The organism is Exiguobacterium sp. U13-1 (assembly GCF_001750115.1).
GTDB classification, from domain to species: domain Bacteria; phylum Bacillota; class Bacilli; order Exiguobacteriales; family Exiguobacteriaceae; genus Exiguobacterium_A; species Exiguobacterium_A acetylicum.
The window spans coordinates 245,263-270,049 of the sequence record NZ_CP015731.1; the positions used below are offsets into that span (position 1 = coordinate 245,263).

Here is a 24,787-nt window from a genome sequence, read left to right on the forward strand (position 1 = left end):
TTTACACAATAGAAGATATACTAAAACTATCGATTGAAAGAGAAAGAAGGGAAATTCCATGTTAGAAGCTTCATATCATTCCTTAGACGACTTAGCGGAAGCGATCGGTATTGCCTTGAATGCTCCGATTACGATTGAAGATCGCAATCACCGCCTTCTTGCGTACAGTACGCATACGGCTGATACAGACCCTGCCCGTGTCGCGACGATCATCGGTCGTCGGGTACCGGAATCGGTCATCGACCAACTCTGGAAAGATGAAGTCATCCAGAGCCTTGCTACACAGGATGATCCACTCATCATTTCTGCACGCACCGGTGTCGGACTGAATGACCGTGTCGCCATTGCGATCAAACAAGATTCAGAAATTCTCGGCTATATCTGGTCGATTGCGCGAAGCACTCCATTTACTCCTTCGGAACTAGCCGATTTAAAGAAAGGGGCTCTACTTGCTCAACGTCAGTTGCTGGCAATCGACATGCAGAAAAAACGGAAGGAAGAGCAGACGGAACAGTTCTTCTTCGAGTTATTACATGAAGAACTATCCGAGTCGGAAATCCTGAAGATGTTCTCTAAACTACATGTCGCACCACCTGGCATCAGTCGCTTGACGGTCATCCGTTTTTCGGAGGCGATCACACCACGTCTCGCCGATCGTCTGCGCTATTTATTGACGATTCAGCAGACGGTTCGTCCATTACTTTACGCATATGACGAGACGGATTTCATCTTGTGGATCAGCACAAACGATCGCGATGCGGAACAAGAACGCCTGCAGTTCGACGCCTTCATCCAGTCGTTCCGTCAATTGCTCGCGGAGCGATTCGATTATACGGATTTCGTCGCGGCAAGTAGTGAAGTCTTCACCGGCGTCCAAGCGATTCCCGAACGCTATGAAGAAGCGGGCATCGTCTTGCGTTTAAAAGATGCCTTTCCATTTGAGCTGAAGAACGTGACCCGTTACGAACGCCTCGGCTTATTCCAGCTCTTACCGATTTTCTCGGAACGTCTGCGACGACGAACGGTTCGCTTGGAAGAAATCGAACGGCTGCGTGCTTACGATGTGAAGCATGCTTCCTCTTTATGTGAGACGCTAGAATGGTTCCTTCATTATGATGGGAACGTCAAGCAAGTCGCCTCCCATCTCCATGTCCATCCGAATACAATCCTCTATCGGATGCGACGGATCGAGGAGGAAGCGGGCATTCGAATGGAATCTTTACCCGAACGCTCCTTACTTTATTTGTACCTAAAAGCAGACCGATATCCTTTGTGATTTTACACAAAGGATATCGGTTATTTTTGAAAACGCCGATAAAGTAGAACGCTTTCATTTCTCGTATACTGAAGAAGAAGAGAAATTGATTTGTTTATTTGCGAAAGGGGATCGCGTTCACATGATCATTGGAGTATTAAAGGAAATCAAAAACAACGAAAACCGTGTTGCATTAACACCTGCCGGGGTAGCAGCGTTACATGCACAAGGACATCGTGTCATCATTGAATCAATGGCAGGTATGGGGAGTGGCTTCACGAACGAAGAGTACGTCAAAGCCGGTGCTGAAATCATCGCGACTGCTGCTGAAGTCTGGGCAACAGCCGAACTCGCTTTAAAAGTTAAAGAGCCGATCGCTTCAGAGTACCAATACTTCCGTCCGGATCTGACATTGTTCACGTATCTTCACTTAGCGGCTGAGCCAGAATTGACACGTGCACTTGTGGATTCGAACATCACAGCAATCGCTTATGAAACGGTTGAAAAGAACCGCACACTTCCATTGTTAACACCAATGAGTGAAGTCGCAGGACGTATGGCATCCCAAATCGGTGCACAGTTCTTGGAAAAACCACACGGTGGTATGGGCATCTTGCTTGCTGGTGTTCCTGGGGTTCGCCGTGGAAAAGTAACAGTCATCGGCGGCGGTGTCGTCGGAACGAATGCCGCGAAACTCGCTGTCGGTCTCGGTGCAGATGTCACGATCATCGATGTTAGTCCAGAACGCCTTCGCCAGTTGGATGATATCTTCGGTAACTCGATCAACACGTTGATCTCAAATCCGTACACGATTGCTGAAGCTGTCGCTGAGAGTGATCTCGTCATCGGTGCTGTCTTGATTCCAGGTGCAAAAGCACCGAAACTCGTTACTGCCGACATGGTCAAACGCATGAAGCCGGGCGCTGTCATCGTTGACGTTGCCATCGACCAAGGTGGTATCTTCGAAACGGTCGACCGTATCTCGACGCATGATGACCCAACATATGAAAAATTCGGTGTCGTTCATTACGCAGTCGCGAACATGCCGGGTGCCGTTCCACGTACGTCTACACTTGCATTGACGAACGCAACGCTCCCGTATGTCCTTGAACTCGCGAACAAAGGCACACACCGTGCGCTTGCTGAAAACGATGCTCTTGAAAAAGGATTGAATGTCGCACAAGGATTCGTCACGTACGAAGCGGTCGCACGCGATCTCGGATACACGTACAAATCCGTTGAAGATGTGCTTCACCTACACGCATGATCTTGAAAGTACAAATAGTCGATGATTCCTTTTCGAGGAACCATCGACTATTTTTTATTACTTCTTGAGGCACCACTCGGCTTGTCATATGATGAGAAACGAAGACTTATGATTTTGAACTAGTAGAGGGGATCTCATTATATGACACAAACCATAACCGCCCATTCTCATGAACTCCAGAGCCACGTCGCTGAAGTAGCGTTACTCGAAGCACTATCATCCGATACAGAAGAGAGCGTACGTATTGCCGCAACCGAGCGCTTACGTGTTCTTGTCCCATCTCATCCATTGCTCAACATTGCTACAGCCCATTCCCTTTATTTCAAGAACGAACACACTCAAGCGCGCCGGCTGATCGAAGAGACACATCAGCAACTCGGCGAACATGTGCAAGGATATATACTCCTCGGTATCATCAGTGAAGAGGAAGGGTATATGCACGAAGCAGAACAGTTTTTCCTTTCGGCCATCGCACGGTTCCCTGAAGAGCCGGCAGGACATCGTTTCCTTGCCGTCCATTACAATCATCGTCAATTTTATGGGGAATCAGCCGTTCATGCGTTTACATATTTAAAGAAGGTTGGCGCATCTGGAATCGATACACTGATGGCCATTGATTCCATCCAACAACTGGACGGTCATTCGATCGACATGTTGGAAGCACTCTATGCGTTAATCATCGGCGTACCTCATCTCGACAAAACCGCCGTCTTTCATGCGACAGCTTCTGTCAATCAAAGCATTCAATATGAGATGCTGCATGCTACATTGCGCGAAGACAGCGACGAGACCCTCTACGCCAAGCTCGACGAATGCCTTTCTAACATGCTCGAGCACGGCTTGTACGCAGCTGTTTACGACGATTCCGAAGAAAAGATCTATCGCCATGTTTTTCGGGACATGTGTCGGGATATGACCATTCGTCATGCAGGTTGGCGCGCGTACCCAGACTATATTCGACTACGTTTTCTCTATTTCAAACAATTGTTGCTACGCGACTGAACGTTAAAAAGCAAACGCAACGAGTGCCGCGATCGTCCAAGGCAAGATCAAATTGTCGAGATCGCGATATGAGATGGCTTCGATCAAGGCTGCGATGTTCGCAAGCAAGAAGCCATAACTGACAGCGAGCCAAACCGGTTGTCCATAAAATAAGAACGTCACGGTCAAAACGAGGAATGACGCCAAAAACAGGGCGATACTTCCTTCAAAGGATCGTTTCGTCTCACCACGGACGTAAAACGTCTTCCCATAGCGTTTTCCGACGAGAGCAGCGAGACCGTCGCCCCAAGCAAGCACCATGCTTCCCGCAACGAGCGCCATCGGCTGTCGTTCGAAGAAGAACAGGACGAGTCCCGCTAGAGCGAGTGGGTAATAGACCGTTCCGTAAGAAGGACGATCGACGTCGTGCATCTGACCGATTCCTTTTCGTAGCGTCAGTAGATTAACGACTGCAAAGAATAATAACGGTACAATCGCAACGTACCAGTGATCCAGCCATAGTAGCGCAAGAAACACCCAGTGACCAACTGCAATATGAATCCATTTCCGAACCGTCTCGGGAGAAAAGCCGAAACGGCGTCCAATGACTTCCAGGATGACGAGAACTAGCCCGACGATTCCAATCGTGCCAAGAGCAGCTATCCATTCCATCGTCATTCCCCCTTTCTTTCCTATTATTTATTGTACGTTGTTTCAGTTGCCATTTGCCCTATTGAACCTTCATTTGATAACATAAGGTCAAATGACGTCCTAGAGAGGAAGTTTTGGAAATGTATGATGCTCAAGCAGTACAAACATTATCAAGTTGTCTGCAACGCTTGAACGAAGGAAAAGGAATCGAACCCCTCGTCGCAACGGAAGGCACAGAATTGCCGAAGGTCATCAATCGCTTGAAGCAATTCGATCCATTAAAAAATGGTCTATCCATCAATGAAATCGTTCATTTGGCAAATGCCCTGATCGGCGAACATATGTCAGCGACGACGATTCAGAACTGGACGAAACGTGAAGTCCGGGACATCATCGGCGTACCGCATCGCGGAAAGAAGTACTCGATCAATCAGGCTTCGATCATCTATCTGCTAGATGATTTAAAACACCTTTTCTCGTTAGAAGAAACACGGGAACTGCTGACAATCGTCTTCAAGAATCCGAATATCGATGAGGATGATTTAATCAGTCCGCTTAATTTTTATCTCGTCTACACGCAACACGCGGAGACAAGTGGTCCAATCGAATTGACGGAGAAGCGTCTGAGACGCTCACTCGAGCGTATTAACGCTTACCGCCCTGAAACTGTCCACGTCCTGCAACTGTGTCTCTATGCCCGTCGTGTATCGCATTTGACGCACGAAGCGAAACAACGTCTCCATCATGTTCTGCAAACGACATGATGAAAAAAAGATGCCATCCATGTCATGGAAGGCATCTTTTTTTATTTAGACGGCTGTCAGTGATTTATAGTGGACGTTGTTCGTCAGACTTTTCAAGACAGAGAGTAGTTCGTACATCGAGAGTTTGTCTGCATCCTTGACGAGACGGTACTCATCACCGTCTTGCAACAATTCCGCAACGACTTCTCCAGCTGCACTCCGTACGGAGAATTTTCCTTTTGTCAGGTCGAAGGAAATCGTGAACGTACCACGCTCATACACGTTGTACTCACATTTCTTCGAGAAGAGCGAAAACTTCTCACGCATTTGACCTACCTCTTGTCCATCATGGTTCATCACGACCCATTTCTTACACGTCGGAATGAACTTACCAAACGCTACCCCTCTACCTTCACCATTCATTACTTGAACACGACCATTCTCGTCGTGTTGAACCGCACCGATCATTTGGTGCGCTTCATCATAAATCGCGGCATGACCTTGCGAAAAAACGCAACCCTGCACATAGACAACTTTGCGCAACAGAAATTCTCCTCTCACTGCTAAAACGTGCTGGTTTTTCGTCCCCAGTTTATTTAGACATCCTGTATAGTTTAACTTTCTTTATCTGTATGATATTTCGTTAACGAAAATGATTATTGCACCGTTTCTCCAAATTGACAACCCCCTTTTGTCGACAATCATTCGACATGTTCAATGCAGGTTCATCTCCTTTGCAAATGCGAGCAATTCTTCCCGATCAATGAGGCGAACCTGATTTGGTTCCGCTAGCTGATACGCGGCTTCCGTAAAGGTCGAATTCGTAACGACCCATCCCTCATCCATCCCGTAAAATGGAACCGAGGCAGCGACCTGTTGAACCGCTTCGAGCCCTACAGCCGCACTATATCGCTTTGCCTGGATGGCAATCTTATACCCTCGTTCATCCTCTATCAACAAATCTGCTCCGAAGTCGCGTGAAGCAGGTGTCAACTCGACCCGATATCCAGCTGTTTCAAATAAATCGGCAAGCCATTCTTCAAATTCTCGTCCTTCCATTCGATCGAGTCGTTTTTCAAGCGACGGCGTTAAAATGGACAAAAGAAGAAAAAGGATACACCCTACTATACTGATGATTAAGATTAAAGGTTCCCAAGAACTCGAAAAAAAATAAGTTCCGAAAATTCCTATCATTGCAAACAAAGCTGCTAGTAACAATCGTTTTCGTTTCAATCGTTTCATCGTGCTTTTCCCCTCTACTGTATCGTGACCTTTTTTTCACTATACTAAAATTCTTCATCGGTTGCTTCCTTCAACAGGAAACACGACTCGTCTTGCAGAAGTAAACTAACGAGGAAAGACTGTCTTAAAATTCATGGTCGAAGACCAGTCAGGAGGTAGCTCATGGCAGAACATTCATCTCCTTCATCGCTACGAATCATTCACGCGACGTTACGTGCTATGAAAGACCCCGTTCTTCTAGTCGATGCAAATGGAAAAATTCAATTTCATAATGATGCTTTTCAACACCAGTTCATGAACACTCCGAATATCGAAACCGTTCAGGAGCTGTTTCCCATCACGGATGATTTCTTTCCATTACAGAAGGAAGCCGTCGTTTCAACGACACATCAATTAACAGTCACAGCGATTGAAGCGACGGACTATTTTCTTGTCCATGTCGCTCCCTTGAAAATCGAGGACTTATTCAATTCAACACTAGATACTGCTCTATTCATCACCGACTCGGCGTTTCGGATTCAAACTTGTAACGAAGTGGCAAGCACCTTATTCCGTTTCGAGCATGCCGAAGACATCATTGGTCTCCAAGCGACGATTCTACATGATGCGAAGGAAATCGCTACCCGCCGTCAACATCTCGAACAATTGAACTTAAAAGACTTATCGGACGCGCAACTGTTTTTACTGCATGGACGGGAAGCCGAAAATGAATGGACCTATCATCGTTTGGATGGCTCAACGTTCCATGGACGCCTTTATATGACACGGTTGCCAAACGATACGTACTTCCTGCTCATTCAGGACATCACACCGCAAAAACAAATCGAATGGCATCTGACGAAAAGCGAACGCCGCTTCCGACTCTTCTCGGAATCCGTCGTTGAAGCCGTCATCTTTCATGACCACGGCATCATCATCGATGCCAATCGCGCAGCAGAAGTCATTTTCCGGACGAAACTCGAGAAAATGAAAGGCAAGACGACACTTGAATTGATTCATCCGGATCATCACGCGCGTGTCTTACAACGCATCGAGGAGCATCGAGAAGAACCATACGAAGTCCTCGGTCAACGTGCCGACGGAACTTCTGTCGAAATCGAAGTGTTTCCGCGTGAAATCATCTACAACAACATCCGGATGCGTGTCGCCGTCGTTCGTGATATTACAGAACGAAAAAAGATTGAAAAAATGCTTGAACGCGAAAAAAATGCCATCATGCGTCAGCGTGATATCACACAATCGATTCTTCAGGCATCCAATGAAGGTTTCCTACTGACAGAAGAGGATGGGAGTTTCATCTTCATGAACGTCAAAGCACGCAAATTACTCGATGTCCCAGGCATTGCACCAAGTAAGATTCAAGAACGAATCAGTCTGATTCCGAATCTCGATTTGAACACTCGATTCGAGATGCTCCGACAAGTAGAAGAATTACTCGCCGGAAAACATTCTGAACTATCGTTTCGTTTCACGTTACAGCGACCAAATGAGTCCAGCCCACTTTATTTCGAATTTTATGCGACTGCGATCAAAAAGGAGAAGAGCCGCATTTCTCGTCATGGCTTCCTATTTGTTTTCCGTGATCGGACAGAGGAAGCGAAGATGGATCAAGTAAAGGACGAACTCGTCAGTACAGTATCGCATGAGTTGCGCACGCCGCTGTCCTCCATTCTTGGCTATATGGAATTACTACGATATAAAAAACAATCGGCTGATCGAATCGAACGGTATGTTGAGATCGTCCACGAAGAGACGAAACGATTAACGACGCTATTAAATGAGTTTTTAGACATTCAACGTCTAGAAGGTGGAAAACAGGAGTATACCTTCACGTCGTTCTCGTTACGCGATCTTCTCGCATCAACCGTCGATGCCTATGGCGAAACCGTCGAGACGCATCGGATTGATCTAGAACTACCAGAGGATCCTGTTCTGATTTTTGCGGACGAGCACAAAATCAAGCAGGTGATCTTGAACTTGCTTTCGAACGCCATTAAGTATTCTCCACAGGCGGATCATATTCGAGTCATTCTTTCAGCCAATCCGGAACAAGCAACGTTCTCTGTGACAGATCACGGACTCGGTATTCCACAAAATGCTTTTGAAAAGCTCTTTACGAAATTTTACCGGGTTGATAACTCAGACATCCGGAAAATCGGCGGAACCGGACTCGGACTTGCCATCTGTAAGGAAATCATCGAATCGCACGGAGGTGCGATTTCCGTTGAATCAGAAATCAATGATGGTTCGACTTTCACCGTTGTACTCGAACGTGATCCAAGAAAGGAATGGAATTGATGCGGACCTACTTTATGACGGGTTTCCCCGGTTTTTTAGCGACCAAACTGATCGAACAACTGGCACGTGTTCCGGACCAAATCGCTTGTTTTCATTTGCTTCATTTACCGTCAGAGCGAAACGCAGCTGTTAAGCGACGCCAGGATCTTCTAGAACGTACATCCTTACGATCGGAGCAACTTGTATTGCACGAAGGCGATATCACGGTCGAACAGCTTGCTTTATCATCAGAGGCGCGGATGATGTTGCAACAAGACGTCACACACATCTTTCATCTCGCGGCGCTATATGATTTAGCAACAGCATATGAACCCGCCTTTCGAATCAATGTGATCGGTACCGCGAACGTGACACAGTTTGCTCATACGTGTCGGACCTTAGAGCGCTACATTTACTTCAGTACAGCGTATGTCTCGGGTCTTCGTTCCGGAATGGTTCTAGAAGATGAGTTACAAGCAAGTGCCTTTAAAAATGCTTATGAAGAAACGAAATATTTAGCAGAGGTACGTTTCCGTAAAGAAATCGGAACGATTCCCTATACAATCATCCGTCCTGGGATCGTCGTCGGTCATTCCGAAACGGGCGAAATACCGAAGTGGGATGGGGTGTATTTTGTTCTGAACGCGATGCGTCTCCTGCAATCCTTCGCCCCTCTTCCGTACCCAGGTCGAGCAAACGCACTCGTCAATCTCGTGCCCTATGATTACGTCATTGAAGCGACCGCTTATCTCAGTCATGCACCGGTCGGAAGAAATAAGACCTATCATCTGACGGATCCATTCCCACATGGCGCACGCGCGATTTTTGAGATGTTACACGTCGCCTATTATGGACGTTATCCGCGCGGAATCGTTCCGTTTCGACTCGTTAGCACGGCATTGACTCCAGCTGTCGCGAAACGACTTCAGATGCAACGGCAGACACTTGACTACTTCATTCATCCCGTTCAATATGACACGACACATGCCTTACGTGACTTACGGGACACTGGTATTATTTGTCCAGACCTTGCAGAAACGATGCCTCGACTCGTCCAGTATTACCAAACACACGCAACACACTAAAAAAGTCCAATCGTTCTTCCACAAGGGAAGTCGATTGGACTTTTTAAATCGGTTACCCGATCAACATATTTTCTTTTGGATAACGAATCGTCCGGTCTCGTTGCGTCGCGAACGTGAACAGAATCGTCAAGGAGCCGACACGTCCGAGTAGCATCATGAACATGATCAAAAACTTACCAAAGCTATTGAGCTCAGCTGTTACGTTCAAAGAAAGACCAACTGTTCCAAATGCCGAAACGGTCTCAAAGAATAGACCAATAAAGGAAATATTCGGCTGGGTCAATGCCAGGAACGTCGTGATCAAAGCGATGAACAATAAACTGAAGACAGCAATCGCATATGCCTTTTGAATCGCTTGCGTCTGAACAGTCCGTCGCATCAGAACCGTTTCACGCTGTCCGCGTATATACGTCCAGACATTCTTCAAGATGACCGCTGCCGTCGTGACCTTGATCCCGGAACCTGTTGATGCGGAACCTGCCCCGATGTACATCAAAACCATCATCAAACCGATCGAGAGCGGCACCATCGTCGTTAAATCGATCGTCTGGAAACCAGCCGTTCGTGTCGTGACGACTTGAAAGAACACGATATGGAGCGCACTGAAGAACGAGTCATCTTTTAATGAACCCAAGTTCGAAACCCACTCGTAGAGCATCATTGCTAAAACACCTAGTCCATTGATGACGAGTAGTGATAGCACCATCAATTTAGAATGGAGCGAAATTTTCTTGAAGTTTCGTTTACCAGCGATATCCGCGATGACCGTAAAACCAAGACCACCAATCATCAAGAGCGCTGCAATCGTCAGAATGAATGTCGTATCTTGTTGGAAACCGATTAGATTATCACCCCAAAGTGCGAATCCTGCATTGTTGAAGGCAGATACGGCGTGGAACAAACCGTAATAGAGTGCTTTTCCGAAGCTGTATTTGTATTGAATGAACAAATCAAGCGCAATCAAAAACATGCCGACGATCTCAACGAGGACCGTCGTGACGATGATATTACGAACGAGACGAATCGTTCCGCCCGGACTATCGAGATTAAACATCTCTTGGATAATGATCCGCTGACGAATCCCGATTTTTCGTCCCGTGACGCTGAGCAAGACGAGCGCGATCGTCATGAATCCAAGTCCACCGACCTGAATTAAGAGCATCATGATGATTTGACCGAGTAAATTATAGGATTCGGCAATATTAATCGGTGACAGTCCTGTGACGGTTCCTGCCGATGTCGCAACGAATAGGCAATCGATGAATGACACATCTTGCCCCTCTTGCTGCGAGATCGGAAGCCACAATAAAAAACCACCCAGTAAAATCGTCAATGTAAAGCCAGTTGCGATAAAACGTGCCGGTTTATCGAACAGCTGATGATACATCAATTCACCTAAACGCCCGAAGCGTGCGAGTCGTGAACGTCTTTTATGCGAGAACATCTTACTCCCCCTAGATTGTTTTCAGACAGAATTGTCTTTATCATACTCCCTCGAATTAAGAAGTTCTATCGAAATATGCAATCGACTAAACGTTTTCGTATTTTTTTGGTAAACTAGATAAAAGTGGACGTGTAATCATTAAAGGAGGTTGAGGGAAACAGTGGACCCTAAGACGGCTGATCATTCGATTGAGGATGTCTGGCGAAGGCTGGAACGACAATCACAATGGATGCCTGCGCAATTGTATTATCAATTCGAGGAACTCTTATCATTACATTTGGAGCAACCGATTCTAAATGAATTGTATCAAGTGTTAAAAAAATACGACGTACTGACCGATATAGAGCGTGACGAACGAAACGAAAGCATTCAAATGCTAATCGACGAAAACGGCGCTTGATTCTCGGTTTTTGGATTTCCGAGCAGAAGAAGTGTCTTCTGCTCTTTTATTTTTCGTTCCTATACGGATTACATACAGAAAGGTGGCACACATCAATCATGGATATCGTGTCGATCATCGGGATCATTCTTGGTCTCATCACACTAGTCGGAGGTATGATCTTAAAAGGTGCGCCTCCCGTCGCTTTACTTAACCCAGCAGCCCTCGTCATCATCTTCGTCGGGACAGCAGCTGCCATCATGATTTCCTTCCCGAAGGAACGATTGAAAGTCTTACCTGCCTTGTTTAAAGTCATCTTATTCGAACAAAAGCTGATGACAAAACAAGTGTTGCTCGGACAATTTTTGACACTCTCGACACAAGCACGTAAAGAAGGTCTGTTATCTCTCGAGTCAGCACTTGAAGAAGTCGATAATGCCTTCATGAAGCGTGGCGTCATGATGGTCATCGATGGACAACCATCCGAATATGTCGAGGACGTCATGACACGTGATCTCGAAAACATGACGGAACGCCATCATGCAAATGCGAACATTTTCACGCAAGCCGGTACTTACGCACCAACGCTCGGGGTTCTCGGTGCCGTTGTCGGTCTCGTTGCCGCCTTATCCGATTTATCGGATATCGAAAAATTAGGTCACGCCATTTCAGGTGCCTTCATCGCAACACTATTCGGGATTTTCACCGGATACGTCCTGTGGTTCCCGTTCGCAACGAAGCTGAAGCAAAAATCAGCGAACGAGATTCAATTATACGAGATGATGATTGAAGGGATTCTCTCGATTCAAAACGGTGAATCACCGAAAAACTTAGAGGATAAGCTACTTGTGTACTTGACACCGAAGGAGCGTGCGAACTATGAAGCGGAAAAAGAAGCCGCATGACGAACATATCTCCGAAGGCTGGTTAATTCCGTACGCCGACTTATTGACCTTACTTCTGGCACTCTTCATCGTACTTTTTGCTTCGAGTAATGTCGATGCCGTGAAGCTAAAAGCGATGTCCCAATCGTTTAGCTCTGTCTTCAACGGTGGCTCAGGAATGATCACGAACAGCTCACTTTCTACTCAAGAAGAAGAGGATTCGAAAAAACTCGATGCGCGGACGAAGGCACAAAGCTATGAAATCGCAGAACTCGAAAAAATCAAAGAAGAAGCCAATCAATACATTAAGAATGAAAAACTTGAAAAAGACATCAAGGTCGAAATCACGAATGAAGGACTCGTCTTTACGATTCGCGACCGCGCACTGTTCTCACCAGCTCAAGCAGAAGTAAGAGGACGCTCGCTTCAAATCGCAGAGGGGATGAGTGCACTACTCGTCAAAGCCGGGCAACGTCAGATTCAAGTGTCTGGACATACAGATAATATTCCAATCAACACAGCACAGTATCCGTCGAACTGGGAACTGAGTGCGGACCGGGCGATCAGTTTCATGCGTGCCTTACAACGGAATCCAAAGCTTGAACCAAAACGCTTCACCGTCAGCGGTTACGGTGAATTCCAACCAATCGCGTCCAATCAAACCGAAGCAGGTCGCAGTCAGAATCGACGCGTCGAAGTGTTGATTCGACCATTGATCGACTTAAAAGCGAATGTACTCGACGAAACAAAAGTCGAATCCTGAACGTAAAAAAGCTCCTTCGTGGTTGCCTCGAAGGAGCTTTTTTTAATAATACGGACGAATCATGATATAGACGATGACACCGGTCAAACTGACGTATAACCAAAGCGGCATCGTAAAGCGTGTCCACTTTTTATGCTTCTCGAAGTTTTGATTCACAGCGTGCGCGAGTGACATCAAGACAAGTGGAACGATGACTGCAGCTAGGATGATGTGCGTAATCAGGATAAAGAAATAGACAGGGCGAACGAAACCTTCGCCCCCGAATTTCGTCGATTCACTGACGGCGTGATACGTGACGTACGAAATTAAGAATAAAGTCGTCGTCATCATCGCACCACCAATGAAGCGACGATGATTCACCCGATTGCCACGACGAATGGAAATCCAAGCGCCGAGCAACAGCATGAAGGTAAAACTATTGAAGATGGCATTCAAAAAAGGAAGCAACGTCCAATCGAATCCTGAATCAACTTGTACTGGTGGCGCAAAGAATAAAAGGGCCACGAGCAAATTGATGACAAGCGTCAGCAGGATGACGAGCGGAACGAAATTCCGTTTAGTAGCAGGTTGTTGCATGAATCATTCTCCTTGTTTCCAGTCGAAATAACGTTTCAACCATTTTGGGATCGGACCAGCGAATAGACGTTCACGCCAGTAGACATCAGCAGCACGCTGAACAGCAGCACCACGGATCGGATATGGGTGGACGACACGCGACAATTGACCGACCTTATCTTTACGTGCCATCGCATAGACGACTTCTTGCATCCACTCACCCGCTTGTTCTCCGATTGCATGTGCTCCAATCAGTTTTCCACGCTTATCGGCGATGAGCTTGACGCGCCCTTCTGTCTGACCATTGATGACGAAACGATCGACTTCATCGAGACCGGTCTGATAGACCTTGATCTCCCCATGTTTCTTGCGTGCCTCGTCTTCCGTCAATCCGAGATGGAATAATTCAGGCGTCGTGAATGTGACCCATGGAACCGCCCGATAATCCGGCTTCGTCCGTAGACCGAATAAAGCATTCGTGACGACCGTTTTTCCTTCAAGCCCTGCGACATGCGTAAATGGGAGCGAGTTGATCGTATCTCCGACCGCAAAGATGTGTCGTTGACTTGTGCGAAGTGAACCATCGACCTGGACGAATCCTTTTTCGACGTGTACACCAGCTCGATCGAGACGTAGTGCTTCGATGCGTGGCTTACGACCGACCGCGACAAGCACGGCATCCGTTTCGATGACACGTGATTCGCCGTTCGCTTCGACCGTCACTTCGATGCCCCCCGCCGACTTGCGGACGTGCGTGACCTTCGTATCGAGATGTAATGTCAATTCTTGTTCGAGCTGACGTTGAATGACTTCGACCATGTCGCGATCTTCTTTTCCGAGTAACGTCTTCATACCCTCGATGACCGTGACTTCTGTTCCAAGATGCGCATACGCTTGCGATAACTCAAGACCAATCGCACCACCACCGATGACGAGCAGTCGCTCCGGACGCTCCGTCAATTCGAAAATCGTCTCGTTCGTTAAATAATCAATCGTATCGAGTCCGTCAATCGGTGGAATGATTGGTTGCGATCCCGTCGAGATCGCAAACTTCTCACCTACGACAAGCTGTCCCGCCACTTCCACTTCATGAGCACTGAGGAATGTCGCTTCTCCGATATAGACATCGACACCAAGGTCTTCGAACCGTTTCGTTCCATCGTGTGATTGAATGATGTTACGTGCCCGATCGACGCTTGCTTTCGTTTTAGAATAGACCGCGTCTCCGTTCAGCGTCACATTGTACTTTTCAGCCGTCCGCTTCATGACATGAACATCGTGCGCCGCTTCGATCAAAGCCTTTGAAGGAACACAACCGTAGTGAAGACAATCTCCACCTAGATGCGTATGGCGTTCGATCAGGGCGACGTGCGCGCCGAGACTTGCTGCACCGGCAGCAATCGTCATTCCGGCCGCACCACCACCGATAACAACTAATTGATAGGTCTTCATCGTGAGCCCTCCTCATAACGACGTGTGATGTCTTCCATTCGTTTACGGTTGACGCCCCAGTCGGAGTACCCGACACGTGATGCCGAACGGAAGTGAATCACCTGTGCGGCTTCATCGAAGTAAAATTCGACGTCATCCTTGAAGCGAAAGACTTTACTCGTGAAGATAGCGTGAATGTATGTTCCTTCTTCCTTGACGACTTTGACGCGGTCGAGGCTTTGAAGGATGCGTAAGAGTTGAAACTTCGAATCTGCAAGCGTTCCTTTGAACGGGAGCGGTCGCATTTTCATTTCCTGTAGATCGGTTTGAGTAGATACCGCGTTCGGTTTTCCGGAGAGCGGTTGAAGCGTACCATTTGAAACACCAAGTGCCATGACTGATTCCTCCGTTTCCTATCATCTGATCCATTTTGTAATATAATCCACTTAACTTTACCAGTTTCTGTTTCACTCTGCCCGTCTCAGTGTTTACGCTTTCGTGACAGGTAACAGAATCGTCGCAATGACGCCACCTTCCGGCTGATTATCAATGAATAGCTTGCCTTCATGTGCTTCGACGAGTTCTCGACAAATCGATAGTCCGAGCCCTGTTCCGCCCTTTCCTTTTTGCACTTGATAGAACTTTTCTGTGACGTGACGTAAGTGCTCTTTCGGAATGCCGGGACCTTCATCACTGAAGGAGAGGAACAACACACGCTCTGAACGAACGAGTCGAATGGTGATCGTGCCACCGACTGGAGAAAAGCGGATCGCATTATCAAGCAGGTTCAAGAAGACTTGTTTTAATCGGTTTTCATCGTATAAACCAACGACTTGCGCCGGTAACTTCTGTACGATCTGGACATTTTTTTCTTCTAGCTTTTGACGAAGTTGCGCCGTCACGGTCTCGATGATTTCTGTCAAATTGACTTCCTGACGATATAAGACGAGGCGACTCGTCTCGAGTTTTGAGAAATCGAGTAACTGCTCAACGAGCGAAATCAAACGCTCCGTCTCCGAATGAATGATGCCCATCCCAAGCGACGCCTCTTCCGGCAACTGATCCTGTTCGACGAGTAACGTTTCACTCCAGCCTTTGATTGATGTCAGCGGTGTCCGCAATTCATGAGAAATACCAGAAATGAATTCATCTTTCAACGTTTCCTGCTGTTTGATCTGTTGCCCCATATAATTGATCGTCCGCGCTAATTCTCCAAGCTCGAACGAGTATTCCTCGTTCACCTTGACGTCGTAATGCTGTTTCGCGATTTGGTCCGATGCACCGATGACTTCTTGAATCGGTCGGACGATCGACGAGACGAGACGTGAGGAATAGATGAAGGCAAGTCCCCAAATTACTGTACCCAGGAGGACGATCGCTAAACAAATTTCGATCACACGTCGGTCGATTCGCTCAAGCGACGTCGTATAACGAAGCGCTCCCGTCGTCTGACCGAACGACACGACAGGTTCTGTTACTTCCAGTAAATGTTCTCCCGTTGTCTCATCGTCATATCGTTTCGTGACGGTCTGTCCCGCCCTTACTTGATTGACCGCCTCTCGCGTCAACTTCCGTTCTGAGATGAATCCAGTCGAAGAGTAACGCGGAATCCCTGTCGCATCCAACACTTCGATCTCAGCGTCTGGATAAGCGTAAGAGTCGAGTACATCATGGATCGTCGCTTCTGAATCGGCGTAATCATAAGCAAGACCGCTATTCGCAAATAAGACAGCACTCGCATTCGCATGACGTTTCAAGACATCCGTCGCCGTCACGTAGTAATAGTTATAGGTCACGAACGAGAGGATCCCGATGACGAGTAAGACTGTCACCGTGATAATCGTCATGAACCGCATCAATATCTGGCGCTTCATTCTTCGTTACGCCACTTGTATCCATGCCCCCACAATGTTTCGATGAACTTCGGTTCCGCTGGATTCTCTTCGATTTTTTGACGAAGACGGCGAATGTTGACATCAACCGTCTTCCGATCACCAAAGTAATTCTCACCCCATACCGCATCGAGTAACTCATCTCGCGACATGACTTGATCTTCGTTTTTGATGAAGTGGCAAAGTAAATCATATTCAGTTGGCGTCACTTCGACGTCGACACCTTCTTTTTGGACGCGCTTCGCCCCTAAATCAATCCGGAACGGTCCAGAGACGAGTTCACGCGGCTGTTTCCGACGACGTAACGTCTCTACCCGTCGCAGGAGCGACTGGATGCGCGCGAGTAGCTCTGCTGGACTGAATGGCTTCGCGATGTAGTCGTCCGCGCCTACGCTCAGTCCCATGACTTTATCCTCTTCTCGTGTTCGTGCCGTCAGCATGATGATCCCGACGACCTCATCCTTTGCCCGCGCCTGTTCACAGACGGCAAAACCGTCGACTTCCGGCATCATGATATCGAGTAACAGAATATCGAAGGTTTGTTGATCAAACTGCGCAAGCGCTTCTTTCCCATTCTCCGCCTCGATGACATCATAGCCTGCCCGTTTCAAATTAATGACAATGAAACTGCGAATCGCATGTTCATCCTCGGCTACTAGTATTTTGGTCATTCTCTTCTCCCCCTGATTCTTTATTCCACGAGTGTGACACGATTGACGAACACTTCATAATCCTTCGTCGCATCAATCACATAGACATAATCGATACCTTCTTTGATTTTTCGTTTTTGATCATTGGCAATGTATTGATTCTTCGGAATGACCTCTAATTCGAAATCAATCTGCTTCGTTTCCCGATTGATGAACCGAACACGATTTTCGCGTTTTTCGATCGTTTCACGCGTCGCCCAGTTGGCAGGGAACCGCATGACGAAATTGTATTCTTGATCGATGTATTGCTCTTCTCGCAGTTCGAACCCGCTCTCGAGAAATGGCGGATTATCTGACCCATTCCATGTGTAGTATGCCGTGATGCGTGGTTTCGGTTCTCCTTCACGCCCTTTACTACCTTCTGGCGTATATTGATGACCAAACTCGACGATTCCGTCTTGATCGACATCTTTCGGGAAGGTGTACATCGGTTCGACGATCTCGTCGACCTGACCGAAACGGATCTGTTCCAACGTATCGTTCGCTAAGCGGAATAATGCAATGTGCATTTTTGCATCGCGTGTATACGAGACGATCAAGCCTTTATTCCGAGCAGCATTGATCGTATCGACTTCAAATAAATCATGTTCTGCGAATAAATCGCCATCCTGCGTCGAAAGCGTCGTCTCTTGGTGCTCTTTCGACAGGATGTCTTTATAATAGATCAAACGAGACGGACTGCCCTTTTGCAGAAGCACCATATCCCGCTCTCGATCTTGATTCAAATCAGCTACCGACAGACGATCGTATCGATCGACTTTCGTGACGTCTCGTTGCTTCGATAGTAACTGTTCAATGATGTATAACGTATTTTCACCATAACTGGTAATACCGATGACCAGGTGGTTTTGTTTATGTCGTGCGTCAGTTATGACTTCGAGTCGATCGATGGCTCGACCGTCAGCTACCGTCTGTCGCGTCACGAGTCGCCATTTTTCGCCTTGTCGCTCATGGACGAGCAGATGAATCGTGAAGCGCCCGTCCTGCTCGCTACGGTAGAAGGTGATCGCTTCATCTTTACCGTTTCGATCTAAGTCGACGAGTTCGTATAGGCGTGATACCGCTTGATTTCGTGGTGCCACGATTTCTGCCTGTTTCGGCAAATCGCGGTCAATCCGTTCTTTCAACGACTGCTCCCATGCCGGAAGGGACGGATGTTCGAGTAGAGAGGCAGGATGCGGAAACATCGTACTACAACCTGCTAATAATAGACTTGATATGACTATGAAGAGATATTTCATAAAGTTGGAATCCTTTCCGTACGGGCTCTGTTTCCACTTTATCATACTCTCTTCGAGGAGAGTATATTGTCGAACGGGGTACAAGTTGTTACGATATACAGATAATTGAAAGGGGTTTGAATGTATGACATATAAAATGATTGTTCTCGATTTAGATGATACCTTGTTGACAAGTGACCATACGATTTCACCACGTACGAAAGAAGCTTTACTCGCTGCGCAACGTCGCGGGAAGAAGGTTGTGCTCGCTAGCGGTCGTCCGACTTTTGCCATGCTCGACCTCGCAAAAGAACTAGAACTCTCCCGCTACGGAAGTTACATCCTGAGCTTCAATGGCGCGTCCATCATCGATTGTAAAACGAACGAGTCGCTCTTCCTCAGCACGCTTTCCCCGGAGACGGTCCACCGTCTCGACGATTTAAGTAAACGGGAGGGTGTCTACATCCACACGTATGTCGGACATGAGATCCTGACAGAGGAACCGAATGAATATACGACGCTCGAAGGACAATTGACAGGCATGGAGGTCATTCCTGTCGCTGATTTTAAAGCAGCGATTCAAACACCTGTCGTCAAGTGTTTAATGATGGCAGAAGAGACGCACCTTGCGCGCGTCGAACAGACGCTTCAACAGGAACTTGCGGGTGAACTCGCGGTAGCTCGCTCGAAGCCATTTTTCCTTGAATTCACAGAAGATGGTGTGACAAAAGGCACAAGCCTTGCCTTACTGTCTGAAAAACTGGGAATCGCTCAAGAAGAAGTCATTGCTTGTGGAGACGGCAACAACGATCTATCGATGATCGAATGGGCAGGTCTTGGCGTCGCGATGGCGAATGCAGCCGATACCGTCAAAGAAAAAGCACAGTATATGACTGCTTCGAACGATGAAGATGGTGTTGCTCTCGTCGTCGAAAAGTTCATGATGGATGAAGAACCAACCGTTTCAAGCCGTTAATTAACTCAAAAAGCGTGTGTTCCGCATTCAACGGAACACACGCTTTTGATTTACGACAAACACCAGTCGATCGGTTCTCTCCCCTGCTCTTTGAGCCAGGCATTCGTCTGTGAATACGGTTTACTACCGAAAAATCCACGACTCGCTGATAAAGGGCTCGGATGAACGGCTTCAAGAACAAGATGACGATCCGTATCGATCAGCGCTTTTTTACTCTTCGCGTGATTCCCCCAGAGGATGAACACGATCGGTTGTGTCTGTGTTCCTAATACTTCGATGACCCGATCCGTGAACTGTGCCCAACCTTTTTTAGCATGGGATCCTGCTTTCCCCTCCTCAACCGTAAGCGACGTATTGAGTAAGAATACTCCTTGCTGAGACCATGCTTCGAGATTTCCGGATGTCGGTACCGGACAACCGATATCCGCGACGAGTTCTTTATACATGTTTCGAAGGGACGGAGGAATCGGAACTCCGTCATGGACGGAAAAGCTGAGTCCATTCGCCTGTCGCGGACCATGATAAGGATCTTGCCCTAAAATGACGCACCGGACATCTTCTGGCGCGACCGCATCAAACGCATGAAAGATCCGGTCCTTCGGAGGATAGACAGTCGTCGTTTGATAGGCTTCCTTCAAAAAAGCCCACAGTTCTTGAAAGTAGGGTTTTTCCTTTTCTTCTTTTAACACGGTTTGCCAAGATGGATGCATGTGAATCCGCTCCTTTTTCAGCCTCAAGTCGCTGTTCGTCCGTCTTGATTCTGCTATGATGGATGATGAGGTGGAAAACTATGATTCAGACAAAACAATTATTCGGACTACCATTCGTCGATTCGGCACCTTCGCAATGGTATACCCATATTAAAACAATCTTACACGACCACGGAAAAGCCTTTCTTGTCACCGCAAATCCAGAGCTCGTATTGCGTGCATTGCGTGAACCTTCCTACGAAGCCATTTTACGACGGGCGACGTTCATCACACCAGACGGAATCGGTGTGACCGCTGCCAGTAAACGGATGGGAGCACCGCTCACTGCGACATTGCCAGGAATCGAGACCGCACGTGAACTATTGCGGACGGCAGACGCACTCGAGAAGCGTGTCTTTTTACTCGGTGGACGCCCGGAAGTTATGAAATCGCTGATCCGTCAGTTATCGATTCGTTTTCCGAACATCCACTTCGTTGGAACGTTTCATGGTTTTGGAAAGACAGAAGAAGCAACGAAAGCCATTACAGAAGCAGACGCTGATCTTGTTCTCGTCGCGCTAGGTGCGCCAAAACAGGAAGAATGGATTGCTTCCATCTATGATCAAGTCGATCACGGCATCTTCATCGGTGTTGGTGGTGCGTTCGACGTCTGGTCAGGACATAGTAAACGTGCGCCTAAATTATTCCGTCGCTTCAAGCTAGAGTGGCTCTATCGTATCTCGACGCACCCTCGTGGATTCGAGAAACTCAAGGATTTGTTACTTTTCCTGACGCTCGTGCTTCGTAAAAAATCAACGCTCTCTTGAGAGCACACAAAAAGGCTCCCGACACGGCGGGAGCCTTTTCTACGCTTATCTTATGCGTTGACAGTCGAGAATGAACGACCGAGTTCTTTCGCTTTAGCGATTGCTGCTTCTTTGATTTCTTCTGCTTTTTCTGGGTTCATTGCCATACCTTCGATGAAGAGTGCATCGTAGTCTGTTACACCAGTGAAAGCAAGTGCTTGACGGAGGTAGTCATCACCGAAGTTGAGACCAGATCCTGTGTAGACGCCGCCTGTTGCTTGGATGTGGAGTGCTTTTTTGCCTTCCATCAAACCTTTTGGACCTTCTGCAGTGTAAGCGAATGTTTTACCTGCAAGAAGAACGCTGTCGATGTACATTTTGAGACGTGCTGGGAAAGAGAAGTTCCACATTGGTGTGACGAAGACATACTCATCTGCTTCCATGTATTGCTCGAGATGTTTTGTCATCGTACCAACTTTTGCGATCTCCACTTCTGTTAATTCTTCGCCAGTTGCGAATTTGCCCCATGCGCTTAACACGTCTGTGTCGATTTCTTGGACTGTTTCGTTATATAGATCAAGAACTTCTACTTCAGCTGAAGGATTCGCTGCTTTGTAGCTTTCGAGGAATGCTTCGCCGACTTGAAGGCTGAAAGAGTGTTCTGTAGCTTTCGGGTTAACAGTTACATAAAGTAATTTAGTCATTATTATTTCTCCCTTTTATTTAAAGTAAATTCTGTAACTAAACATACCAACCACCTTTTCGTTTGTCAATTAGTTTGACTTCTTAACGAATAAAAAAAAGCCCAAGTCCGTGACTTGAGCTTGCTTGATCTTATAAGTGCTAATTCTTACACATTTTCGAGCGGCGTATAATGTTCGGCTCGTAAACCGATTCGTTTTAACTGATCAATCAATTGTTCCTTTTCAGAAACCGACAAATCCTTGAATAGGTCTGCTAAAAAGGCTTCGTGTTTTGGGAATGTCTCTTCCATTAGTTCGCGCCCAGCTTCGGTTAATGTCCCAAACGTGACACGACGATCCGTCGCACATGATTTTCGCGCAATCAACCCACGCTTTTCAAGTTTATCCACGACATACGTCACACTTCCGCTCGTTAATAGAATTTTATCGCCAATTTGTTGTAGAGGCGTGTCCCCTTTGTGGTACAGCAATTCCAGAACGCCGAATTCCGATAAATTCAACTGATGTGTTTTGATGTCTGCCTTCACTTGCTCCGTCACCGCATGCATCGTCCGAGATAGAACAACGAGCATTTTCAATGCCAGCTTCGAGTCTGTCGATTCCATTTTACGTTCGCCCCTCTTTGTGTTGTATCGTCACAATCATAGACTTCTTTGTCTACCTGGTCAATTCTTGCTGAATTTTTCCAATCGATTCGCTGCGTAAAAATAGTTCTTGCCGTGAAACGCGTTTCATAGCCTATCGTCTTGATATACACTAAAAAGGAGGTAATATCATGTCGATTCATACACGATTAATCCAGCTGTTTAAACGAAATGTTGCTTTTGAGTGGGCCATCGAACAATTGCATACACCAGCAGGCTATTATTTGTGTCAGCACACGTTGGTCGATCAATACCCTGATTTGTCTCCTCAAGAAAAAACGCGACTGCTCTCAAAAATCAATGAACTGGCTGAGCAGACAGCTCCATTTTCGGCTCCCGTCTCTCGACAGGATTGGCGCCGACTTGAACGACGATTATCTCGTAAGATGTAATCCAGGAGGGATGCGCGATGACGAACATCCGAGACTTGGCACGTGAAGCCAACGTGTCCGTTACGACAGTCTCACGTGTACTAAATGATCACCCTTATGTGGCGAACGAGAAACGACAAGCTGTTCGAGAAGCCATCGAAAAACTCGGATATATCCGTAATCAGACTGCCGTTCATCTATCGACAGGTATGACAAAAACGGTCGGAGTCATGCTCCCGTTCGTTGATCATCCGTATCACGCTGCTATTCTTCAAGGCATCGCACAAGCTGCCTTTGACGCGAGTTATCGGTTCTTGACGTGGCAAACGAATTATGTGGAAACGCATGAGCAACTGGCACTGGATGCGCTGGCACAACAGGAAATCGACGCACTCATCGTCGTGTCGCACAGTCTTCCGTTATCAGCGATTTTACCATATGAACGTTATGGACCCATCGTCTTTTGTGAACACCATGAAGATGTCGCTGCCGTCTATATCGATCACTATACGGCCTTTCAACAAGGACTTTCACATCTGCGACAACAAGGACATACGAGCATCGGCATCTGTCTTGGGCGACCGGACAGCACGAATAGCTTGGCACGTAAACATGCGTATCAAGAGGTCGTGCGTGACGAATTCGTCTATGAACAGACCTTGACGATTGAAGATGGCGCGACTATCGCAAGGCGTTGGATGCAACAAAAACAACGACCGACCGCCATCTTGACCGCAAGTGATCACGTCGCAGCGGGTCTGATCTTGGAACTCCGAAAACAAGGCTATCAGGTTCCCGGAGACCTGTCTGTCATTGGTTTTGATGGAAGTGAACTCGCTGAAGTCTTAGCGATGACGACCATCGCGATTCCGTATGCCACGATCGGACGACATGCTTTTCAATTAACCATCCGTGAAGATCTTGTTGCTCGTCCACAAATCGAAGTTCCTTCGGCGTTCATTGATGGAACGACCGTTCTTCCTCATACCTGAATCCATATAAAAAAGCGACGAGTTCATCGATTTGAATTCGTCGCTTCATTTTCGTTTAAAGAGTTCCTGCCGCTACATACCGTGATCCCCAGTAGCCGCCACGGAACGATTCTTTGACGACTCTTCCATAATACGAGTTCGCGTTGATCATCGTACCGCCATCAACAGCGATTCCAACGTGTTGAATCCCACTTCCATGTGTAAAGAAGACGAGATCCCCAGCGCCAGGTGCCGTACGTTTTGTTGCTGAGTATTGAGCCGCTGCCGTACGTGGGAGTGATTTTCCTAGTGCTTGATAGACGTAACGTGTAAATCCAGAGCAATCAAAGCTAACAGGACCTGTCGCACCAAAAACATAAGGACGTCCTTTGAGACCTTCTGCTACCGAAACGATCGTTGATCCTGTTTTACTAAGACCTTTCGTCGCTTTAGCGTTATATGCTTTCGTGTATGTAGAGGCGATGTATGCTGATTTCCCTTGATGACGAATTTGATACCATTCTTTGACCTGACCTACGACGGTTACAGCTTGTCCAAGTTTCAATTGCCCGACTCGTTTACTTGATACAGCAGCTTTTGCACGAATATTCAGCACATCCACTGACACCACTACTTTTTTACTTGTTGCAGCTTGCGTTGATGCTGGGACGAGTGTCCAACTACTGATGAGTAACGTTAAGGTTAACAAAACACGAGTGACAGCTTTCATCGATTCATTCTCCTCTTATGTATGAATGTATTGTACGTCTGAATTGTCAGATAATTTATGTATTTATCCTATCATGTTCCAGATTTTCATCATATTACAGTTCTTTAACGCGCATTC

27 protein-coding genes are annotated in these 24,787 nt (G+C 47.0%); 13 read left to right on the forward strand and 14 right to left on the reverse strand.

What is annotated here, in order from left to right:
• The first annotated feature begins 58 nt into the window (after positions 1–58).
• The 3 genes from ESP131_RS01305 (at position 59) to ESP131_RS01315 (ending at position 3,524) form a co-directional block, all read left to right on the forward strand.
• Positions 59–1,276 carry a PucR family transcriptional regulator gene (locus tag ESP131_RS01305; protein ID WP_029342896.1) on the forward strand — a complete coding sequence of 406 codons (1,218 nt, stop codon included), beginning with the start codon at positions 59–61 and terminating at the stop codon, positions 1,274–1,276.
• Between the two features lie 121 nt (positions 1,277–1,397).
• Entirely contained in the window at positions 1,398–2,522 is a 1,125-nt protein-coding gene (gene ald, locus ESP131_RS01310) for an alanine dehydrogenase (RefSeq protein ID WP_029342897.1), read from the forward strand.
• A 141-nt stretch (positions 2,523–2,663) separates the two neighbouring features.
• Positions 2,664–3,524, forward strand: coding sequence for a tetratricopeptide repeat protein (locus tag ESP131_RS01315; RefSeq protein WP_047390708.1), 861 nt, complete (start codon positions 2,664–2,666; stop codon positions 3,522–3,524).
• A gap of 3 nt (positions 3,525–3,527) precedes the next feature.
• Here the strand turns inward: ESP131_RS01315 and ESP131_RS01320 are convergent, their stop codons facing one another.
• Positions 3,528–4,175 carry a diacylglycerol/polyprenol kinase family protein gene (locus ESP131_RS01320; protein WP_047390706.1) on the reverse strand — a complete coding sequence of 216 codons (648 nt, stop codon included), beginning with the start codon at positions 4,173–4,175 and terminating at the stop codon, positions 3,528–3,530.
• A gap of 119 nt (positions 4,176–4,294) precedes the next feature.
• On the opposite strand from ESP131_RS01320, the gene ESP131_RS01325 reads away from it, so the two are divergent.
• Positions 4,295–4,918 (forward strand): DUF1836 domain-containing protein, encoded by a 624-nt coding sequence (locus ESP131_RS01325; protein WP_023469690.1) that lies wholly within the window; start codon positions 4,295–4,297, stop codon positions 4,916–4,918.
• 45 nt (positions 4,919–4,963) lie between these two features.
• Here the strand turns inward: ESP131_RS01325 and ESP131_RS01330 are convergent, their stop codons facing one another.
• Both ESP131_RS01330 and ESP131_RS01335 read right to left on the reverse strand, forming a co-directional pair.
• Positions 4,964–5,440, reverse strand: coding sequence for an LURP-one-related family protein (locus tag ESP131_RS01330; RefSeq protein ID WP_023469691.1), 477 nt, complete (start codon positions 5,438–5,440; stop codon positions 4,964–4,966).
• Positions 5,441–5,611: 171 nt separating this feature from the next.
• Positions 5,612–5,998 (reverse strand): restriction endonuclease, encoded by a 387-nt coding sequence (locus tag ESP131_RS01335; protein WP_230088865.1) that lies wholly within the window; start codon positions 5,996–5,998, stop codon positions 5,612–5,614.
• Positions 5,999–6,301: 303 nt separating this feature from the next.
• On the opposite strand from ESP131_RS01335, the gene ESP131_RS01340 reads away from it, so the two are divergent.
• Together ESP131_RS01340 and ESP131_RS01345 are read left to right on the forward strand one after the other, a co-directional pair.
• Positions 6,302–8,437, forward strand: a complete 2,136-nt coding sequence (locus ESP131_RS01340) for an ATP-binding protein (RefSeq protein ID WP_069940085.1) — start codon at positions 6,302–6,304, stop codon at positions 8,435–8,437.
• Entirely contained in the window at positions 8,437–9,501 is a 1,065-nt protein-coding gene (locus ESP131_RS01345) for an SDR family oxidoreductase (protein WP_047390702.1), read from the forward strand. The genes ESP131_RS01340 and ESP131_RS01345 overlap by 1 nt, the downstream gene beginning before the upstream one ends.
• A 52-nt stretch (positions 9,502–9,553) precedes the next feature.
• Here ESP131_RS01345 and ESP131_RS01350 read toward each other — a convergent pair whose 3' ends face one another.
• The gene (locus ESP131_RS01350) at positions 9,554–10,945 is read right to left on the reverse strand and encodes a TrkH family potassium uptake protein (RefSeq protein ID WP_047390699.1); all 1,392 of its coding nucleotides are present in this window, start codon (positions 10,943–10,945) and stop codon (positions 9,554–9,556) included.
• Between the two features lie 160 nt (positions 10,946–11,105).
• Between ESP131_RS01350 and ESP131_RS01355 the strand changes: the two genes are divergently transcribed.
• The 3 genes from ESP131_RS01355 to motB all read left to right on the forward strand — a co-directional run bounded on the left by ESP131_RS01355 (position 11,106) and on the right by motB (position 12,971).
• Positions 11,106–11,345 carry a hypothetical protein gene (locus tag ESP131_RS01355; protein WP_023469697.1) on the forward strand — a complete coding sequence of 80 codons (240 nt, stop codon included), beginning with the start codon at positions 11,106–11,108 and terminating at the stop codon, positions 11,343–11,345.
• Positions 11,346–11,443: 98 nt separating this feature from the next.
• Entirely contained in the window at positions 11,444–12,229 is a 786-nt protein-coding gene (gene motA / locus ESP131_RS01360; protein WP_029342903.1) for a flagellar motor stator protein MotA, read from the forward strand.
• Complete coding sequence (gene motB, locus ESP131_RS01365) at positions 12,204–12,971, forward strand: flagellar motor protein MotB (protein ID WP_029342904.1); 768 nt, start codon at positions 12,204–12,206, stop codon at positions 12,969–12,971. Before motA ends, motB begins: the two co-directional genes overlap by 26 nt.
• A gap of 42 nt (positions 12,972–13,013) precedes the next feature.
• Here motB and ESP131_RS01370 read toward each other — a convergent pair whose 3' ends face one another.
• From ESP131_RS01370 to ESP131_RS01395, 6 genes are all read right to left on the reverse strand, one after another.
• Positions 13,014–13,547, reverse strand: a complete 534-nt coding sequence (locus tag ESP131_RS01370) for a DUF420 domain-containing protein (RefSeq protein ID WP_029342905.1) — start codon at positions 13,545–13,547, stop codon at positions 13,014–13,016.
• A 3-nt stretch (positions 13,548–13,550) separates the two neighbouring features.
• Positions 13,551–14,978 carry a dihydrolipoyl dehydrogenase family protein gene (locus ESP131_RS01375; RefSeq protein WP_029342906.1) on the reverse strand — a complete coding sequence of 476 codons (1,428 nt, stop codon included), beginning with the start codon at positions 14,976–14,978 and terminating at the stop codon, positions 13,551–13,553.
• Positions 14,975–15,352 carry a DUF1499 domain-containing protein gene (locus ESP131_RS01380; protein WP_029342907.1) on the reverse strand — a complete coding sequence of 126 codons (378 nt, stop codon included), beginning with the start codon at positions 15,350–15,352 and terminating at the stop codon, positions 14,975–14,977. Before ESP131_RS01380 ends, ESP131_RS01375 begins: the two co-directional genes overlap by 4 nt.
• Before the next feature lie 93 nt (positions 15,353–15,445).
• Positions 15,446–16,804, reverse strand: a complete 1,359-nt coding sequence (locus tag ESP131_RS01385) for a sensor histidine kinase (RefSeq protein ID WP_231925667.1) — start codon at positions 16,802–16,804, stop codon at positions 15,446–15,448.
• 23 nt (positions 16,805–16,827) lie between these two features.
• The gene (locus ESP131_RS01390) at positions 16,828–17,520 is read right to left on the reverse strand and encodes a response regulator transcription factor (RefSeq protein WP_023469704.1); all 693 of its coding nucleotides are present in this window, start codon (positions 17,518–17,520) and stop codon (positions 16,828–16,830) included.
• A 20-nt stretch (positions 17,521–17,540) separates the two neighbouring features.
• Positions 17,541–18,800 (reverse strand): hypothetical protein, encoded by a 1,260-nt coding sequence (locus ESP131_RS01395; RefSeq protein ID WP_231925668.1) that lies wholly within the window; start codon positions 18,798–18,800, stop codon positions 17,541–17,543.
• Between the two features lie 124 nt (positions 18,801–18,924).
• Here ESP131_RS01395 and ESP131_RS01400 point away from each other — a divergent pair, with 124 nt between their 5' ends.
• On the forward strand, positions 18,925–19,755 hold the full coding sequence (locus ESP131_RS01400; protein ID WP_069940086.1) for a Cof-type HAD-IIB family hydrolase: 831 nt from the start codon (positions 18,925–18,927) through the stop codon (positions 19,753–19,755).
• Positions 19,756–19,805: 50 nt separating this feature from the next.
• On the opposite strand, the gene ESP131_RS01405 is transcribed toward ESP131_RS01400, so the two are convergent.
• Positions 19,806–20,465, reverse strand: coding sequence for a uracil-DNA glycosylase (locus tag ESP131_RS01405; RefSeq protein WP_029342911.1), 660 nt, complete (start codon positions 20,463–20,465; stop codon positions 19,806–19,808).
• 80 nt (positions 20,466–20,545) lie between these two features.
• Here ESP131_RS01405 and ESP131_RS01410 point away from each other — a divergent pair, with 80 nt between their 5' ends.
• Positions 20,546–21,271, forward strand: a complete 726-nt coding sequence (locus ESP131_RS01410; protein WP_069940087.1) for a WecB/TagA/CpsF family glycosyltransferase — start codon at positions 20,546–20,548, stop codon at positions 21,269–21,271.
• 50 nt (positions 21,272–21,321) lie between these two features.
• Here the strand turns inward: ESP131_RS01410 and ESP131_RS01415 are convergent, their stop codons facing one another.
• Complete coding sequence (locus ESP131_RS01415) at positions 21,322–21,954, reverse strand: NAD(P)H-dependent oxidoreductase (RefSeq protein WP_023469709.1); 633 nt, start codon at positions 21,952–21,954, stop codon at positions 21,322–21,324.
• A gap of 146 nt (positions 21,955–22,100) precedes the next feature.
• Positions 22,101–22,559, reverse strand: a complete 459-nt coding sequence (locus tag ESP131_RS01420; RefSeq protein WP_029342913.1) for a MarR family winged helix-turn-helix transcriptional regulator — start codon at positions 22,557–22,559, stop codon at positions 22,101–22,103.
• A 170-nt stretch (positions 22,560–22,729) separates the two neighbouring features.
• On the opposite strand from ESP131_RS01420, the gene ESP131_RS01425 reads away from it, so the two are divergent.
• A complete protein-coding gene (locus ESP131_RS01425; protein WP_029342914.1) occupies positions 22,730–22,990 on the forward strand; it encodes a hypothetical protein in 261 nt (86 codons plus the stop codon).
• A gap of 17 nt (positions 22,991–23,007) precedes the next feature.
• Positions 23,008–23,961: a LacI family DNA-binding transcriptional regulator gene (locus ESP131_RS01430; RefSeq protein WP_029342915.1), complete on the forward strand. Its 954-nt coding sequence runs from the start codon at positions 23,008–23,010 to the stop codon at positions 23,959–23,961.
• 55 nt (positions 23,962–24,016) lie between these two features.
• On the opposite strand, the gene ESP131_RS01435 is transcribed toward ESP131_RS01430, so the two are convergent.
• Positions 24,017–24,670 carry a C40 family peptidase gene (locus ESP131_RS01435; RefSeq protein WP_050678422.1) on the reverse strand — a complete coding sequence of 218 codons (654 nt, stop codon included), beginning with the start codon at positions 24,668–24,670 and terminating at the stop codon, positions 24,017–24,019.
• Between the last annotated feature and the right edge of the window lie 117 nt (positions 24,671–24,787).